At 46.8% G+C, this 14,323-nt stretch carries 14 protein-coding genes; all 14 read left to right on the forward strand.

The features are described 5' to 3' along the window. Positions 1–85: 85 nt before the first annotated feature. The 14 genes from RT269_RS01340 (at position 86) to hisIE (ending at position 14,283) form a co-directional block, all read left to right on the forward strand. The gene (locus RT269_RS01340) at positions 86–1,450 is read left to right on the forward strand and encodes an RsmB/NOP family class I SAM-dependent RNA methyltransferase (RefSeq protein WP_313180207.1); all 1,365 of its coding nucleotides are present in this window, start codon (positions 86–88) and stop codon (positions 1,448–1,450) included. Continuing rightward, positions 1,435–2,181 (forward strand): pseudouridine synthase, encoded by a 747-nt coding sequence (locus tag RT269_RS01345; RefSeq protein WP_313180208.1) that lies wholly within the window; start codon positions 1,435–1,437, stop codon positions 2,179–2,181. The genes RT269_RS01340 and RT269_RS01345 overlap by 16 nt, the downstream gene beginning before the upstream one ends. 75 nt (positions 2,182–2,256) lie before the next feature. Continuing rightward, positions 2,257–2,922 carry an HAD family hydrolase gene (locus tag RT269_RS01350; protein WP_313180209.1) on the forward strand — a complete coding sequence of 222 codons (666 nt, stop codon included), beginning with the start codon at positions 2,257–2,259 and terminating at the stop codon, positions 2,920–2,922. Further along, the gene (locus RT269_RS01355; protein ID WP_313180210.1) at positions 2,919–4,859 is read left to right on the forward strand and encodes a YgiQ family radical SAM protein; all 1,941 of its coding nucleotides are present in this window, start codon (positions 2,919–2,921) and stop codon (positions 4,857–4,859) included. The genes RT269_RS01350 and RT269_RS01355 overlap by 4 nt, the downstream gene beginning before the upstream one ends. A 106-nt stretch (positions 4,860–4,965) precedes the next feature. Continuing rightward, a complete protein-coding gene (locus RT269_RS01360) occupies positions 4,966–5,736 on the forward strand; it encodes an SDR family NAD(P)-dependent oxidoreductase (RefSeq protein ID WP_313180211.1) in 771 nt (256 codons plus the stop codon). A 202-nt stretch (positions 5,737–5,938) separates the two neighbouring features. Continuing rightward, complete coding sequence (locus tag RT269_RS01365; protein WP_313180212.1) at positions 5,939–6,508, forward strand: O-linked GlcNAc transferase-like protein; 570 nt, start codon at positions 5,939–5,941, stop codon at positions 6,506–6,508. 99 nt (positions 6,509–6,607) lie between these two features. Then, a complete protein-coding gene (locus RT269_RS01370; protein ID WP_313180213.1) occupies positions 6,608–7,570 on the forward strand; it encodes an RluA family pseudouridine synthase in 963 nt (320 codons plus the stop codon). A gap of 9 nt (positions 7,571–7,579) precedes the next feature. Further along, positions 7,580–8,113: a Holliday junction resolvase RecU gene (locus RT269_RS01375; protein ID WP_313180214.1), complete on the forward strand. Its 534-nt coding sequence runs from the start codon at positions 7,580–7,582 to the stop codon at positions 8,111–8,113. Positions 8,114–8,270: 157 nt separating this feature from the next. Next, positions 8,271–9,533: an ATP phosphoribosyltransferase regulatory subunit gene (hisZ, locus tag RT269_RS01380; protein ID WP_313180215.1), complete on the forward strand. Its 1,263-nt coding sequence runs from the start codon at positions 8,271–8,273 to the stop codon at positions 9,531–9,533. 12 nt (positions 9,534–9,545) lie between these two features. After that, a complete protein-coding gene (gene hisG / locus RT269_RS01385; protein WP_100304717.1) occupies positions 9,546–10,196 on the forward strand; it encodes an ATP phosphoribosyltransferase in 651 nt (216 codons plus the stop codon). Beyond that, positions 10,193–11,506, forward strand: coding sequence for a histidinol dehydrogenase (gene hisD / locus RT269_RS01390; RefSeq protein ID WP_313180216.1), 1,314 nt, complete (start codon positions 10,193–10,195; stop codon positions 11,504–11,506). Before hisG ends, hisD begins: the two co-directional genes overlap by 4 nt. 150 nt (positions 11,507–11,656) lie before the next feature. Then, a complete protein-coding gene (hisB, locus tag RT269_RS01395) occupies positions 11,657–12,244 on the forward strand; it encodes an imidazoleglycerol-phosphate dehydratase HisB (protein WP_313180217.1) in 588 nt (195 codons plus the stop codon). A 12-nt stretch (positions 12,245–12,256) separates the two neighbouring features. Continuing rightward, complete coding sequence (gene hisA, locus RT269_RS01400) at positions 12,257–12,997, forward strand: 1-(5-phosphoribosyl)-5-[(5-phosphoribosylamino)methylideneamino]imidazole-4-carboxamide isomerase (protein ID WP_313180218.1); 741 nt, start codon at positions 12,257–12,259, stop codon at positions 12,995–12,997. Then, entirely contained in the window at positions 12,997–14,283 is a 1,287-nt protein-coding gene (hisIE, locus tag RT269_RS01405; RefSeq protein ID WP_313180219.1) for a bifunctional phosphoribosyl-AMP cyclohydrolase/phosphoribosyl-ATP diphosphatase HisIE, read from the forward strand. The genes hisA and hisIE overlap by 1 nt, the downstream gene beginning before the upstream one ends. Positions 14,284–14,323 lie beyond the last annotated feature (40 nt).

A 14,323-nucleotide genomic window follows, 5' to 3' on the forward strand; every position in this document is an offset into this window, starting at 1 on the left:
AAGTGCGCGCCTTACTTTGGTAAATTTGCCGTTCGATGAGCCTAAGGCGAGTCGAACTTCTTTGACGCAAGATGGGAGCGACAACGTGAAAGAACGGAAGATTTCAGAAGAATTTTTAAACAGAATGAAAGATCTATTAGGGGAAGAAGAGTATGAAGCGTATTTAAAAAGCTTTGAAGAGGAACGGCTCTATGGGCTGCGTATCAATACCCTTAAAATAACCCCGGAAAAATTTACAAACATGACAACCCTTAAGCTAAAGCCCGTTCCCTGGATCCATAACGGTTTTTACTATGAAGGGGAAGAACGTCCGGCAAAAGATCCTTATTATTACGCCGGGCTTTATTATCTCCAGGAACCCAGCGCTATGACGCCGGCAAGCCTGCTTCCTGTGGTTCCGGGAGACAAGGTCCTTGATCTTTGTGCAGCACCAGGAGGGAAAAGCACGGAGCTGGGGGCAAGGCTGAAAGGCCAAGGCCTTTTGGTGTCCAATGACATCAGCAATTCCAGGGCAAAGGCTTTGCTTAAGAACTTAGAATTGTGGGGAATCGAGAATATATGTGTCACCAGCGAGGAACCAAAGAAATTAAAGGAAACCTTCGGTGAATTTTTTGATAAAATACTGGTTGATGCTCCCTGTTCCGGAGAAGGGATGTTCCGCAAGGATGCGGATATGGTGAAGAGCTATGAGGAACACGGACCGGAGTATTATGCTGCGATCCAAAGGGAAATTATGGATCAGGCGGTAGACATGCTTGCACCTGGCGGATATCTTTTATATTCCACCTGTACGTTTTCTGCCTGTGAAAATGAAGATATCATCAGATGGACTCTGGAGCGCCATGAGGAGATGGAGCTTGTCAGGCTTCCTCTTTTTGAAGGAGCCAGCGGTGGGATCGGCCTCCCTGGCTGCCTGCGCCTTTTTCCCCATAAGATCAAGGGAGAGGGGCATTTTTTGGCGCTGTTAAAAAAGAAAGGCAGCCCGGCAGAACATGAGGATTATGGGAAGGCCGGAAGCAAACAGTCTTCCCTTCCTGCTGAACTTTCTAATTTCCTTACCATGGTCTCAAAGCCCATGGAGAGTTCCCGGATCCGGATAAAGAATGATGCGGTTTATTATTTGCCGGAACATTTCCAGGAGAATACGAAAAGCCTGCGCTATTTAAGGACCGGACTTTTGCTGGGAGAGATGAAGAAGGATCGTTTTGAACCGGGACAGGCCTTTGCTATGGCCTTAAAACCGGAAGAGTTCAAACAAGTTGTCTCCTGGGAAAAGCGGGATGACAGGGTGATCCGCTATTTAAAGGGAGAAACCATTTCCTTGAAAGAAGGAGAGGACCCTATAAAAGGCTGGTGCCTGATCTGCGTGGAAGGCTTCCCCCTGGGCTTTGCCAAGGGCAGCGGAGCGACGCTTAAAAACAAATACTATCCGGGATGGCGGTGGCAATAGTGAAGGAACTGAGACTTGATAAATATTTAACAGAGATGGGAGAAGGAACGAGAAGCCAGATCAAGGAAATGGCCAGGAAAGGCAGGATTCTGGTAGATGGCATACCGGAGAAAAGGGCGGAGCGTAAAATCGATCCGGAACAACAACAGGTATCCGTGGATGGGTGTCTTGTGTCCTATGTCCGGTATGAATATTACATGCTAAACAAGCCTCAGGGCGTGGTATCTGCCACAGAAGATTCCCGTTATGAGACCGTGATCAGTCTTATTGAGGAACGGAAACGGGATGATCTTTTTCCGGTAGGACGGCTGGATATTGATACGGAGGGGCTTCTTCTCATCACCAATGACGGAGACCTGGCTCATCGGCTTCTGTCTCCCAAAAAGCATGTGGATAAGGTTTATTTTGCCCGGATTGAAGGGGAGCTTCCGCCTGATGCAAAGGAACGTATAGAGGAAGGGCTTGTGCTTTCCGATGGAACTCCCACAATGCCAGCCCGGCTGGAAGTACGAAAGCAGGGGAAGGGTGAAGTACCTTCTGAAATCCACCTGACCATCCGGGAAGGAAAATTTCATCAGGTCAAACGGATGTTTGAAACTCTTGGGTGCTGTGTGATATACTTAAAGAGAATGTCTATGGGAAGCCTGATATTAGATGAGGCATTAAAACCGGGTGAATACCGCCCGCTTTCAGAGGATGAAATCCTGAAATTAAAAAGTCATGGGAAATAAGGAAGCACCCTTCGGGTATCCCTTTATGCCCAGACTACATGGGCAATAACAAGGAAAGGAAGACAAAAGCAGAGGATGTTAGAGGAAAAGAAAGCTGTGATTTTTGATCTGGATGGAACACTGGTTGATTCCATGTGGATGTGGAAATCCATTGATATAGAATTTCTTAGCAGCAGAGGGCTTACATGTCCGGAAGATTTACAAAAGGAGATTGAAGGGATGAGCTTTTCAGAAACTGCCTTTTATTTTAAAGAGCGGTTCAAGCTGAAAGAATCCCTTGAGGAAATCAAGGCTGTGTGGACGGATATGTCCATTGAAAAATACAGGAACGAGGTTTGGTTAAAGCCGGGAGCTGGAGATTTTCTTAAATACATTACTGAAAGAGGATTAAAGGCCGGAATTGCCACCAGCAATGGCAGACAGATGGTGGATGCGGTGATTGATTCTTTAAATATCGGGCAATATTTTCAAGTGGTGGCTACTTCCTGCGAGGTGACTTATGGAAAGCCTGCGCCGGATATTTATTTAAAGGTTGCAGGGGAGCTTTCCGTATCTCCTGCTCAGTGCCTGGTCTTTGAGGATGTTCCTGCCGGAATTTTAGCAGGGAAACGGGCAGGCATGACGGTCTGCGCCATTGATGATGAATTTTCCAGAGAGATGGAAGAAGAAAAACGGCAGCTGGCTGACTATTTTATATACGATTATCACCAGATACTGAAAAGAAAGGTCGAAATATCATGATGCACGATTATCTTCCCATGAGCCGGGCTGATATGAATATCAGAGGGTGGAAGCAATGTGACTTTATTTATGTCACCGGAGATGCCTATGTGGACCATCCGTCCTTTGGCCATGCCATCATCAGCCGCCTTTTAGAGGCCCATGGCTATAAAGTGGGGATCATATCCCAGCCGGACTGGAAGGATCGGGCAAGCATTCAGGTTTTAGGAGAACCACGATTGGGATTCCTGGTTTCCGGCGGCAATATGGATTCCATGGTAAATCACTATTCTGTTTCAAAGAAACGCAGACAGCAGGATGCCTATACACCAGGGGGCGTTATGGGAAAGCGTCCTGACTATGCGGTTACGGTCTACTGTAACCTGATCCGGTCCGCATATAAGAAAGCGCCTGTCATCATTGGCGGCATTGAAGCCAGCTTAAGGCGTCTGGCTCATTACGATTACTGGTCGGACCGGTTAAAGCATTCCGTCCTGATTGATTCCCAGGCGGACTTAATCTCCTATGGGATGGGGGAAACGTCCATTGTGGAAATTGCAGATGCATTGAACAGCGGGATCGACATCAAGGATATCACTTTTATCGATGGCACGGTCTATAAGACGGACAGCCTGGAATCCGTATATGATGCCCAGATCCTTCCTTCTTTTGACAAAATGAAGGCTGAAAAACAAGAATATGCAAAAAGCTATTACATTCAATATAATAATACGGACCCATATACCGGTAAGCGTCTGGTGGAGCCATATAAAGATAATCTGTTTGTCGTTCAGAATCCTCCGGCCAAGCCTCTTTCCATGGAGGAGATGGATGAGGTTTATGCCCTCCCCTATATGAGGAATTACCATCCTTCCTATGAGGAGCTTGGAGGAGTTCCAGCCATCCGTGAAATTAAATTCAGTCTGATCAGCAACCGGGGGTGCTTTGGCGCCTGCAGTTTCTGTGCTCTTACCTTTCATCAGGGCAGGATTATACAAGCCAGGAGCCATAACTCTCTTTTAGATGAAGCGAAGCTTTTAACAGAGGAGCCGGACTTTAAGGGATATATCCATGACGTAGGAGGTCCTACGGCGGATTTCAGATACCCGGCCTGTGAAAAGCAGATGACGAAAGGGGCCTGCCCCAACCGGCAGTGCCTGTTTCCAGAACCATGTAAAAATCTGAAAGCGGACCATACGGATTATATTGAGTTACTGAGAAAGCTGAGAAGCCTGCCAAAGATGAAAAAGGTATTCATCCGTTCCGGCATCCGGTTTGATTATGTGCTGGCAGATCCCGGCAAAAAGTTTTTAAAGGAGCTTTGTCAGTACCATGTCAGCGGACAGCTAAAGGTGGCCCCGGAGCATGTGTCAGACAAGGTGCTTTCAAAGATGGGAAAGCCCCGGAATCAGGTATATCGCCAGTTTGTAAAGGAATATAAGGACATGAACGGGCGGCTTGGCATGAAACAGTATCTGGTTCCCTATTTAATGTCCTCCCATCCAGGCTCCGGACTTTCGGAAGCCGTGGAGCTTGCAGAATATTTACGGGATTTGGGATATATGCCGGAACAGGTCCAGGACTTTTATCCTACCCCCTCCACCATATCCACCTGTATGTATTACACGGGATATGATCCCCGTACCATGGAAAAGGTTTATGTGCCGGTCAATCCCCATGAAAAGGCCATGCAAAGAGCGCTTATCCAGTATCGGAATCCGAAAAACTATGAATTGGTTTCCGAGGCATTAAGGCTGGCAGGCCGCACCGATTTGATCGGCTATGACAAAAAATGCTTAATCCGTCCGAAGACAGGTGTTCCAGGTGGTTTCTCAGAGAATAAAACAGGGAAGAATCTTGGCAGCGGGAAAAGAGGGGCGGCTTCAGAGACAAAAGATCGTCGGGAGCAAAAGAAAAAGACCATTAGGAACATCCATAAAAAAGCAGGTAAAAAATAATCCTGAATTTAAAGAAATACCCTTCGGGTATATTCACATCCGGAAAAGCGGGGTGGACTCTGCCCCAAATATGTAGGCAAAAATAATAGAAAAGAAGGGAACGATTATGAAGATTGCCATTGTAACAGGTGCATCTTCCGGCATGGGAAGAGAATTTATCATGCAGATTGCTGACCGTTTTAATGGGATTGGAGAAATATGGGCCATAGCCAGAAGGGAAGACCGGCTTAAAGAACTGTCCCCTCACGTTCCGGTTAAGGTCCGGACCTTTGCCATTGACTTAACGGATAAGAGCAAGCTGATGAGCTTAGAGGATATCCTGGCGAAAGAAAAGCCGGAGGTAAAGTGGTTAATCAACGCGGCAGGTTATGGAAAAATCGGCGCCGTGGGGAGCATAAATATAGGAGATGAGATGGGCATGGTGGAATTAAACTGCGAAGCCCTTTGTGCCGTGACCCATATGGTCCTTCCCTACATGTCGAAGAACAGCCGCATCATACAGTTTTCCTCTGCTGCTTCCTTTCTGCCCCAACCTGGATTTGCTATTTATGCGGCTACGAAATCCTTTGTGTTAAGTTACAGCAGGGCCCTCAATGAAGAACTGAAGCAAAAGGGAATCTATGTGACGGCGGTATGCCCGGGTCCAGTGAAAACCGAATTTTTCGATATTGCGGAAACCACAGGAAAGATCCCTCTTTATAAGCGGATCGTCATGGCTGATCCTAAGAAGGTGGTGCGTATTGCTTTGCGGGACAGTATGATGGGAAGTCCGGTTTCTGTATATGGAACCACCATGAAGTCCTTCCGGCTTATGTGCAAGACAATCCCTCACTCCGTGATCTTTCGACTTATGAAGGGGCTTACGAAGACTATTTAACCTCATCAAATAAGTTCCCCACTTTAATGCCGAAACGGCATAAGTGGCGGGTGGGGACTTACTTGTGTCAGAAGGGGTGTCGCCCCTTCTGACAAGCTGCGACAGCAGCTATGAGGTTATGCCCGGTGAAGCGGGGCACGCTGTGAGCAAGTAGCGAAGCGGATTGAGAATATCCAGCAGGCAAAGGAAGAGGAATACAAAAGTGAAACGATACAGGAAGGGACAGTACGGTTACCGCAATTATCATAGAAGAACAGAATTAGGGAAGGTCCTTGCCGGAGCAGCCCTGATACTCATACAGCTATTGGCCCGGACAATGGCAGACAGCTCATCCTTTAAAAATATCCTGACGGTTACAGCCATTCTATCCGTTCTTCCGGTGGCCAATTGGGCATCCCCCCTTTTGGCTTCATGGAAGTACAAAACGCTGAACGAGGAACTTTATAAAAAAGCATGTTCCCATGAAGGAAATAGCAGAATGCTTTACGATCTGATCATCACCTCAAGGGATGCGGTCATGCCGGTGGATGTGGCTGCGGTTCATCCAACCGGCATCTATGCTTACTGTACAGCCAAAAAGCTGGACACAGGAAAAGCAGAAGTTTTTTTTAAGGATATGTTCCTCAGCCATCAGGTAAAGCTGGATATAAGGCTCATTCTGGATGAAGAGGAATTTTTCAACTGCCTTTCCAGCTTGAGACCAGAAGCAGAGTACAAGGATGACGGCAGCATGGAGCGTGGGGTTGCGTTGTTAAAAAGTTTATCCATGTAACCGGCAGGACAGTAAAACCCTTAGGGTATCCCTTTACACCCGATAAATCGGGGTGGGTCCTGTCCAAAATACATGGTAGTAATATGGAAAGGAAAAAACATGCAGTCTTTGATTGTATCGAAAAATGAAGCAGGGCAGCGCCTTGATAAGCTGCTTTCCAAATATTTGAATCTTGCAGAAAAGAGCTTTCTTTATAAGATGATGAGAAAGAAGAACATCACCTTAAACGGCAGGAAATGTGAAGGCTCGGAAAAGCTTTCAGAAGGAGACGAGGTCAAACTTTTTCTCTCCGATGAAACCATTGAAAAATTTTCCCAGGTAAAGCTTCAGGAGGTAAAAAAAGTATCGTTAAACATTATATATGAGGATGAGCACATCCTTTTGGTAAATAAGCCTGCAGGCATGCTCTCCCAGAAAGCTAAGGAGTCGGATGAATCCCTGGTGGAATACATGATCGATTATCTGGTTTCAAGCGGCCAGTTATCCACAGACCAGTTAAGGAGCTTCCGGCCTTCCGTGTGCAATCGTCTGGACCGGAACACCAGCGGCCTGGTGGTGGGAGGAAAGTCGCTCCCAGGCCTTCAGCTCATGTCAGCCTCCTTTAAGGACAGGAGCATCCACAAGTATTATCAGTGCGTGGTAAAGGGGCAGATTTCAGATAAACAGGTGATCACAGGCTATTTAACCAAGTCGGAAGCAACCAATCAGGTGACGGTCCATAAGCAGGAGGTTCCCGGGAGCGCTCCGATTGTTACAGAATATGAGCCGGTAAAGCGGCAGGAAGGATATACGCTCCTTAAGGTCACTCTGATCACAGGACGTACCCATCAGATCCGTGCTCATTTATCCTCCATTGGACACCCGATCGTAGGAGACTATAAATATGGGGACAGCAGGGTGAATGAGGAAGCAAAAAAGCTTTATCACATTCAGTCCCAGCTTCTACACTCCTATCAGGTGACACTTCCGGAACTGGCGGAGCCCCTTGCCTATTTATCTGGCCGCACCTTTTATGCGCCTTTACCAAAGACCTTTTCCAAAATATGCAGGGACTGGAGATAGGAGGCAGAGATGGGAACCTGGAATACAAGAGGGTTAAGAGGTTCAGCACTTGAAGATCTGATTAACCGCAGCAATGAAAGTTACCGGGAAAAGGGCCTGGCTTTGATCCAGAAAATACCGACGCCGATCACTCCGATTTCCATTGATAAGGAAAGCCGCCACATCACCCTGGCCTATTTTGATCAGAAAAGTACAGTGGATTATATCGGGACCGTACAGGGGATTCCGGTATGCTTTGATGCCAAGGAATGTTCGGCTGGCACATTTCCCCTTCAAAATATCCATCCTCATCAAGTCGCTTTTATGGAAGAGTTTGAAAGCCAGGGAGGAATTGCTTTTATCATTTTATCCTATACCCAGAAGGATGAGATTTATTATCTCCCATTTGACCAGCTGAAACGGTTCTGGATACGGATGGAAGAGGGCGGGCGGAAAAGCTTTACCTACGAAGAGGTGGATAAAACCTGGCGGATAGGTCGGTTACGGGATATTTTCGTTCACTACCTGGAACTGATCCAGAAAGATTTGGATAGAAGAGATTGACAAGAACCGCTTTTTCCCCTATAATCGACTATACGTTATCAAATTATCACTTTACTACAAGAAAGTGATATAAAATGATAAACCGTGAAAATAATTTTCTTCACTGCATATTATAGCGGCTTATCATGGAAGATCGAAGCAGAAGACGGAGGTTATTATGGCAAATAAACTGTTACATACGCCGGATGGAGTCCGGGATATCTATGGAGTGGAGTGTACGAGAAAGGCTGCTGTACAGGAGAAGATGTTAAAGGTTTTTCATCTGTGCGGATATCAGGACATTGAAACTCCCACCTTCGAATTTTTTGATATTTTCAACGAATCCCGGGGAAGTGTCAAGGCAAAAGAGATGTTTAAGTTTTTTGACAGGGATAACCACACCTTGGTGCTGCGTCCGGATGAAACGCCTGCCATTGCCAGATGTGCGGCCAAATATTTTCTGGATGAGGATATGCCCATCCGTCTATGCTATATAGAGAGAACCTTTATCAATAATTCCAGCTATCAGGGCAGGCTTAAGGAAGCCAGCCAGACCGGAGTGGAGTTTATCGGAGACGATTCCGCAGATGCGGATGCAGAAATCCTTGCTATGGTGATCAGAGCTTTAAAGGCAGCAGGATTAACGGAATTCCAGGTGGAATTAGGTGAAGTGGACTTTTTTAAAGGGCTGATGGAAGAAGCCGGCATGGATGAGGAAATGGAGGAAGCCTTAAGACAGCTTATTGAAAATAAGAATTATTTTGGTGTAGAAGAACTGGTAATGGCCCAGCCTATTAACGCGGAGCTAAAACAGGTATTTTTAAAGCTTCCGGAATTGTTTGGCACCCTGGATCAGATCCAGGCAGCCAGGGAACTGACTTCCAATCCAAGGGCGCTAAAGGCGATTGAACGCCTGGAAGAGGTGAACCGGATTCTTGAATGCTATGGGCTTTCTGATTACGTTTCCTATGACCTTGGCATGCTGAGTCAGTATCAGTATTACACCGGAATTATTTTCAAAGCTTATACCTATGGGACCGGAGATTACGTGGTAAACGGCGGAAGATACGATAAGCTTTTGGAACAGTTTGGGAAAAATGCTCCTGCCGTGGGATTCGGAATCTCGGTGGATGAGCTTTTACTGGCCCTTTCCAGGCAGAAGATCGAGATGAAGGTTGATCTGGTGAACACCATGATCCTTTATGAGATAGAAGCCAGGGAAAATGCCGTCCGGCTTTCCAGCCATTTCCGGGAGTCCGGCATGGCGGTTCAGCTTCAGCGGAGGGATCAGGCCCGTTCCCTTGAGGACTATCAGGCTTACGCAAGGCGCCGGGATTTAAATAATCTGCTGTATCTGGACCAAAGCGGGTTTTCCGTAAAGGTCATGAACCTTATTCTGGACCGTACAGATGAGATACCTCTGTCGGAATATTTAAAATAATCGGGGGTACGTATGAGATATCTGACTTTTGCCCTGGCAAAGGGGCGGCTTGCAAAACAGTCACTTGAAATGTTTGAAAAAATCGGGATCACCTGTGAAGAGATGAAGGATAAGGATTCCCGGAAGCTGATTTTCACCAATGAGGAGCTGGGGATTCGCTTTTTTCTTGCGAAGGCCAGTGATGTGCCTACCTACGTAGAGTATGGGGCGGCTGACCTTGGCATAGTGGGAAAGGATACTATTTTAGAAGAAGGAAGAAAGCTTTATGAGGTCATGAACCTGGGGATTGGAACTTGCAGAATGTGCGTCTGCGGCCCACCATCGGCAGGAGAGCTTTTAAAGCATCATGAAAGGATCCGTGTAGCCACCAAATATCCGGCGATTGCCAAGGACTATTTTTACAATAAAAAACATCAGACCGTTGAAATCATAAAGCTTAACGGCTCCATTGAGCTGGCGCCGATTGTAGGGCTTTCCGAGGTCATAGTGGACATTGTGGAAACAGGTGCTACCCTTAAGGAAAACGGGCTTGCGGTATTGGAAGAAATCTGCCCCTTATCCGCCCGTATGGTGGTCAATCAGGTAAGTATGAAACGGGAGAATGACAGGATCACAAAGCTGATCCATGATCTGCGTACCTTGCTGCAGGAGGAGAACCGATGAGAATTGTAAAGCTTAACGAAACTTCCAGACAAAATATTCTCGGGGATCTGTTAAAAAGGGATCCTAATAATTACGGCGCATATGCCGACACGGTCCAGGAAATCGTGGAAACGGTGAAACGGGATGGAGATCAGGCAGTATTTGCCTATACAAAGGAATTTGATCAGGCGGAAATAAAGGCCGGAAACTTAAAGGTGACCAGGCAGGAAATTGAGGAAGCCATGAAAGAAGTGGATCCGGAACTTATAGAGATCCTTAAAAAATCCATGAAAAATATCCGCCAGTTTCACGAAAAGCAAAGGCAGTACAGTTGGTTTGACAGTAAACCGGACGGCACCATCCTGGGCCAGAAAATCACACCCCTAGAAAGTGTGGGCGTTTATGTCCCAGGAGGAAAGGCGGCTTATCCGTCTTCGGTCCTGATGAATATCATTCCGGCAGAAGTGGCAGGCGTGAGCCGCATTGCCATGGTGACTCCGCCCGGAAAGGATGGAAAGGTCAATCCTGTCACCTTAACGGCAGCTCATCTGGCAGGAGTTACCGAAGTTTATAAGGTGGGCGGAGCGCAGGCTGTGGCGGCCCTTGCCTTTGGTACGGAAACCATCCCTAAGGTCAACAAGATCGTAGGGCCTGGGAATATTTTTGTGGCTTTGGCGAAAAAGGCAGTTTACGGACATGTAAGCATTGACAGCATTGCCGGTCCAAGTGAGATTCTGGTGCTTGCAGATGAGGGCGCCAATCCCCGCTTTGTGGCGGCAGATTTATTGTCTCAGGCAGAACATGATGAGCTGGCTTCGGCTATTTTAGTAACTACCAGTATGGAGCTGGCTGAGAAGGTATCAGAGGAAATAGAAACCTTTACCCGGGAACTGTCCCGCAGAGAGATCATTGAAAAGTCCCTGGATAATTACGGCTATATCCTTGTTGCGGATACCATGAAGGAAGCCATCCAGGCTGTTAATGAGATCGCCCCGGAGCATTTGGAGATCATCACCAAAAATCCTTTTGAAGATATGACCAGGATTCATAATGCAGGCGCAATCTTCCTCGGAGAATACAGTTCTGAGCCTCTTGGAGACTATTTTGCAGGTCCAAACCACGTCCTTCCTACCAATGGAACGGCGAAATTTTTCTCAGCCTTAAGTGTGGATGATTTTATAAAGAAATCAAGCATTATTTATTACTCAAAGGAAGCGTTGGAAGAGATCCATGAAGATATCGAAGCCTTTGCCGAGGCAGAGCATTTAACCGCCCACGCAAACTCTGTGAAAGTACGCTTTTCCACGAAAGCAATGAGCAGTGCGGAATAGGACGGGCGAAAAATTTCGTCGTGCTTGCACGTAAGAAATTTCTCTTCCGGCCTATTCCATAGGGCGAATGCCCGTGAGCGAGTAAAACCGCAGGTTTTGCGAGCGCCACTGCGGACTCACCAAATTATAAAACATGAAAGAAGGTTAAATATGGGACGAAGTGCAGAGATTTCCCGTATAACCCGTGAGACAGATATCCGGCTGAGCCTTGATTTAGACGGCAGCGGAAAAGCTGACATCCAAACGGGGATTGGATTTTTTGATCACATGTTAAACAGCTTTGCCCGTCATGGCTTTTTTGACTTAACCTTGTCGGTAAAAGGAGATCTTGAGGTAGATACCCACCATACCGTTGAAGATACGGGCATTGTCCTGGGAACTGCCATCAAACAAGCCCTTGGTGATAAAAAATCCATCAGACGTTACGGCAGCATGATCCTTCCTATGGATGAAACCTTGGTCCTCTGTGCCATTGACCTATCCGGCAGGCCGTATTTAGGCTATGATGTTTTGCTTACAAGCGAACGGGTGGGGGAATTTGAGACAGAAATGCTGAAGGAATTTTTCTATGCTGTTTCATATGCCTCTGAAATGAACCTGCATATCAGAAAAATGGCAGGAGAGAATAACCACCATGTGATCGAGGGAACCTTCAAAGCATTTGCAAAGGCCTTGGATGAGGCAACATCCCCTGATCCGAGAATCACAGGGGTACTGTCTACAAAGGGAACATTATAAAGGAGAATCCATATGCAGCTTTATCCAGCAATTGACTTAAAAGACGGGCAGTGCGTCCGTTTGAAACAGGGAGAATTTAAGGAGATCACCGTATATTCCCAAAAGCCGGAGGAGGTAGCTGCCCTCTGGCAATCCCAGGGCGCCTCATTCCTTCATCTCGTAGATCTAGACGGGGCTTTGGCCGGCCGTTCTGTAAATGAAAAGGTGATCAAAAAAATAGCGGATACCGTTTCCATACCAATCGAAATAGGCGGCGGCATCCGAAGCGAAGAGGCAATCGAGTCCATGCTTTCCCTGGGAGTGGCCAGGGTAATTATCGGGACAAAAGCTGTTGAGAATCCGGAATTTATCCGGGACATGGTGAAAAAGTTCGGACAGGACCGGATCGTGGCGGGCGTTGACGCAAAGGATGGTATGGTAGCGGTGGAAGGCTGGGAAAAGATCAGCGGAATCACCGCATCAGAGCTTTGCAACAGGATGAAGGAATACGGCGTCTGCCATATCGTTTATACCGATATATCAAGGGATGGGATGCTGACGGGTCCTAATGTGGAGTACACGAAAAAGCTGACGGAAGAAACCGGAATGGATATCATTGCCTCCGGCGGAATGTCTTCCATGGAAGATTTAAGACAGCTTTATCATGCAGGTGTCCGCGGAGCCATCATCGGGAAGGCGTTGTATGAAAATCGGATCGATTTAAAGGAAGCCATAGAAGCCTTTGAAAAGCAGGATCATCAGGGGAGGATATGATGATGGAGTATAAAAAACTAATTGCAGGTTTTGGAATCCGGGAGGGGAAGGCAGTAAGGCTTGATGATCAAAAGACATGCTATGGGGAGAATCTTTTGACGCTGGCCTGTTTTTACGGTGACAGCGGAGCAGATGAGCTCTTTCTGCATGATCTGTCTGAGTCAGAGGAAGATCATGAACGGACAATCGGCCTTATGAAGGAGATTGCAAGGCTGTCTGATATTCCTGTGATTTTAGGGGGAAGAGTCAGACGGCTGGAGGATGTGAAGAAATACCTTTATGCAGGCGCAAAGGCAGCATTTCTAGACGTAAGCCTTGATGAAAATGTGGATTTGATGAAAGAGGCGGCGGACAGGTTCGGAGATGATAAAATTTATGCTTATCTACCGGACTGCTCGTATTTGGAGCGGACCAAGGAATACGCCCAGCTGGGTGCTTCCGTTATGATTCTGGGGGATGGGGTCACAGAGGAAAAACTCCAGGCTGTTTCAGCCTGTGAAGAGTCCTTTTTGATCACCGGCTGCGGGGAAGATGCAGATCTCTTTGCCTATGCCCTTGGAGTGGATAATGTGGAAGGCCTGGTGGGAAGCTTTGACGGAGAAGTGAACTGCATGGATTTGAAGCAGGATTTAAAAGCCCTGGGAATCGGAGTAGATACCTTTGAAAGCCCGGTAAGCTTTGACCAGTTTAAGCTGGGCGATGATGGTCTGATTCCTGTTATCACCCAGGATTACAGGACAGGAGAAGTGCTCATGCTGGCCTATATGAACGAAGAAGCCTTTCGCGAAACGCTTAAGACCGGCTGCATGACTTATTACAGCAGAAGCCGCAGAAGCCTTTGGCGGAAGGGAGAAACCTCCGGCCACTATCAGTATGTGAAGTCCCTGGACCTAGATTGCGACAATGATACGCTGTTAGCGAAAGTGAACCAGATCGGAGCCGCCTGCCATACAGGGGCTAGAAGCTGTTTTTATCAGAATCTGGTAAAGAAAGAGTATCAGGATATCAATCCCTTAAAGGTGTTTGAAGAAGTATTTCATGTAATCCTTGACAGAAAGACAAATCCAAAGGAAGGTTCCTATACCAACTATCTGTTTGACAAAGGTCTTGACAAGATATTAAAAAAGCTGGGAGAAGAGTCAACAGAAATTGTCATAGCAGCCAAAAATACAAATCCCGAGGAAGTTAAATACGAAATTTCAGATTTTCTTTATCATATGATGGTGCTCATGGCTTATAAAGGAGTATCCTGGGAAGATATAACCAGAGAACTGTCTAATCGCTAAGTAAAAAACGCTGGGAAGGCCGCTTGCTTTTCCAGCGTTT

It is taken from the genome of Lacrimispora sp. (assembly GCF_032078915.1).
Taxonomy (GTDB): Bacteria; Bacillota; Clostridia; order Lachnospirales; family Lachnospiraceae; genus Lacrimispora.

Bases quoted from the DNA above. Each gene is read 5' to 3' on its own strand.
- RT269_RS01345 (WP_313180208.1), top strand. From the start codon at position 1,435: ATGGCGGTGGCAATAGTGAAGGAACTGAGACTTGATAAATATTTAACA.
- RT269_RS01350 (WP_313180209.1), top strand. From the start codon at position 2,257: ATGTTAGAGGAAAAGAAAGCTGTGATTTTTGATCTGGATGGAACACTG.
- RT269_RS01355 (WP_313180210.1), top strand. From the start codon at position 2,919: ATGATGCACGATTATCTTCCCATGAGCCGGGCTGATATGAATATCAGA.
- RT269_RS01360 (WP_313180211.1), top strand. From the start codon at position 4,966: ATGAAGATTGCCATTGTAACAGGTGCATCTTCCGGCATGGGAAGAGAA.
- RT269_RS01370 (WP_313180213.1), top strand. From the start codon at position 6,608: ATGCAGTCTTTGATTGTATCGAAAAATGAAGCAGGGCAGCGCCTTGAT.
- RT269_RS01375 (WP_313180214.1), top strand. From the start codon at position 7,580: ATGGGAACCTGGAATACAAGAGGGTTAAGAGGTTCAGCACTTGAAGAT.
- hisZ (WP_313180215.1), top strand. From the start codon at position 8,271: ATGGCAAATAAACTGTTACATACGCCGGATGGAGTCCGGGATATCTAT.
- hisG (WP_100304717.1), top strand. From the start codon at position 9,546: ATGAGATATCTGACTTTTGCCCTGGCAAAGGGGCGGCTTGCAAAACAG.
- hisD (WP_313180216.1), top strand. From the start codon at position 10,193: ATGAGAATTGTAAAGCTTAACGAAACTTCCAGACAAAATATTCTCGGG.
- hisB (WP_313180217.1), top strand. From the start codon at position 11,657: ATGGGACGAAGTGCAGAGATTTCCCGTATAACCCGTGAGACAGATATC.
- hisA (WP_313180218.1), top strand. From the start codon at position 12,257: ATGCAGCTTTATCCAGCAATTGACTTAAAAGACGGGCAGTGCGTCCGT.
- hisIE (WP_313180219.1), top strand. From the start codon at position 12,997: ATGATGGAGTATAAAAAACTAATTGCAGGTTTTGGAATCCGGGAGGGG.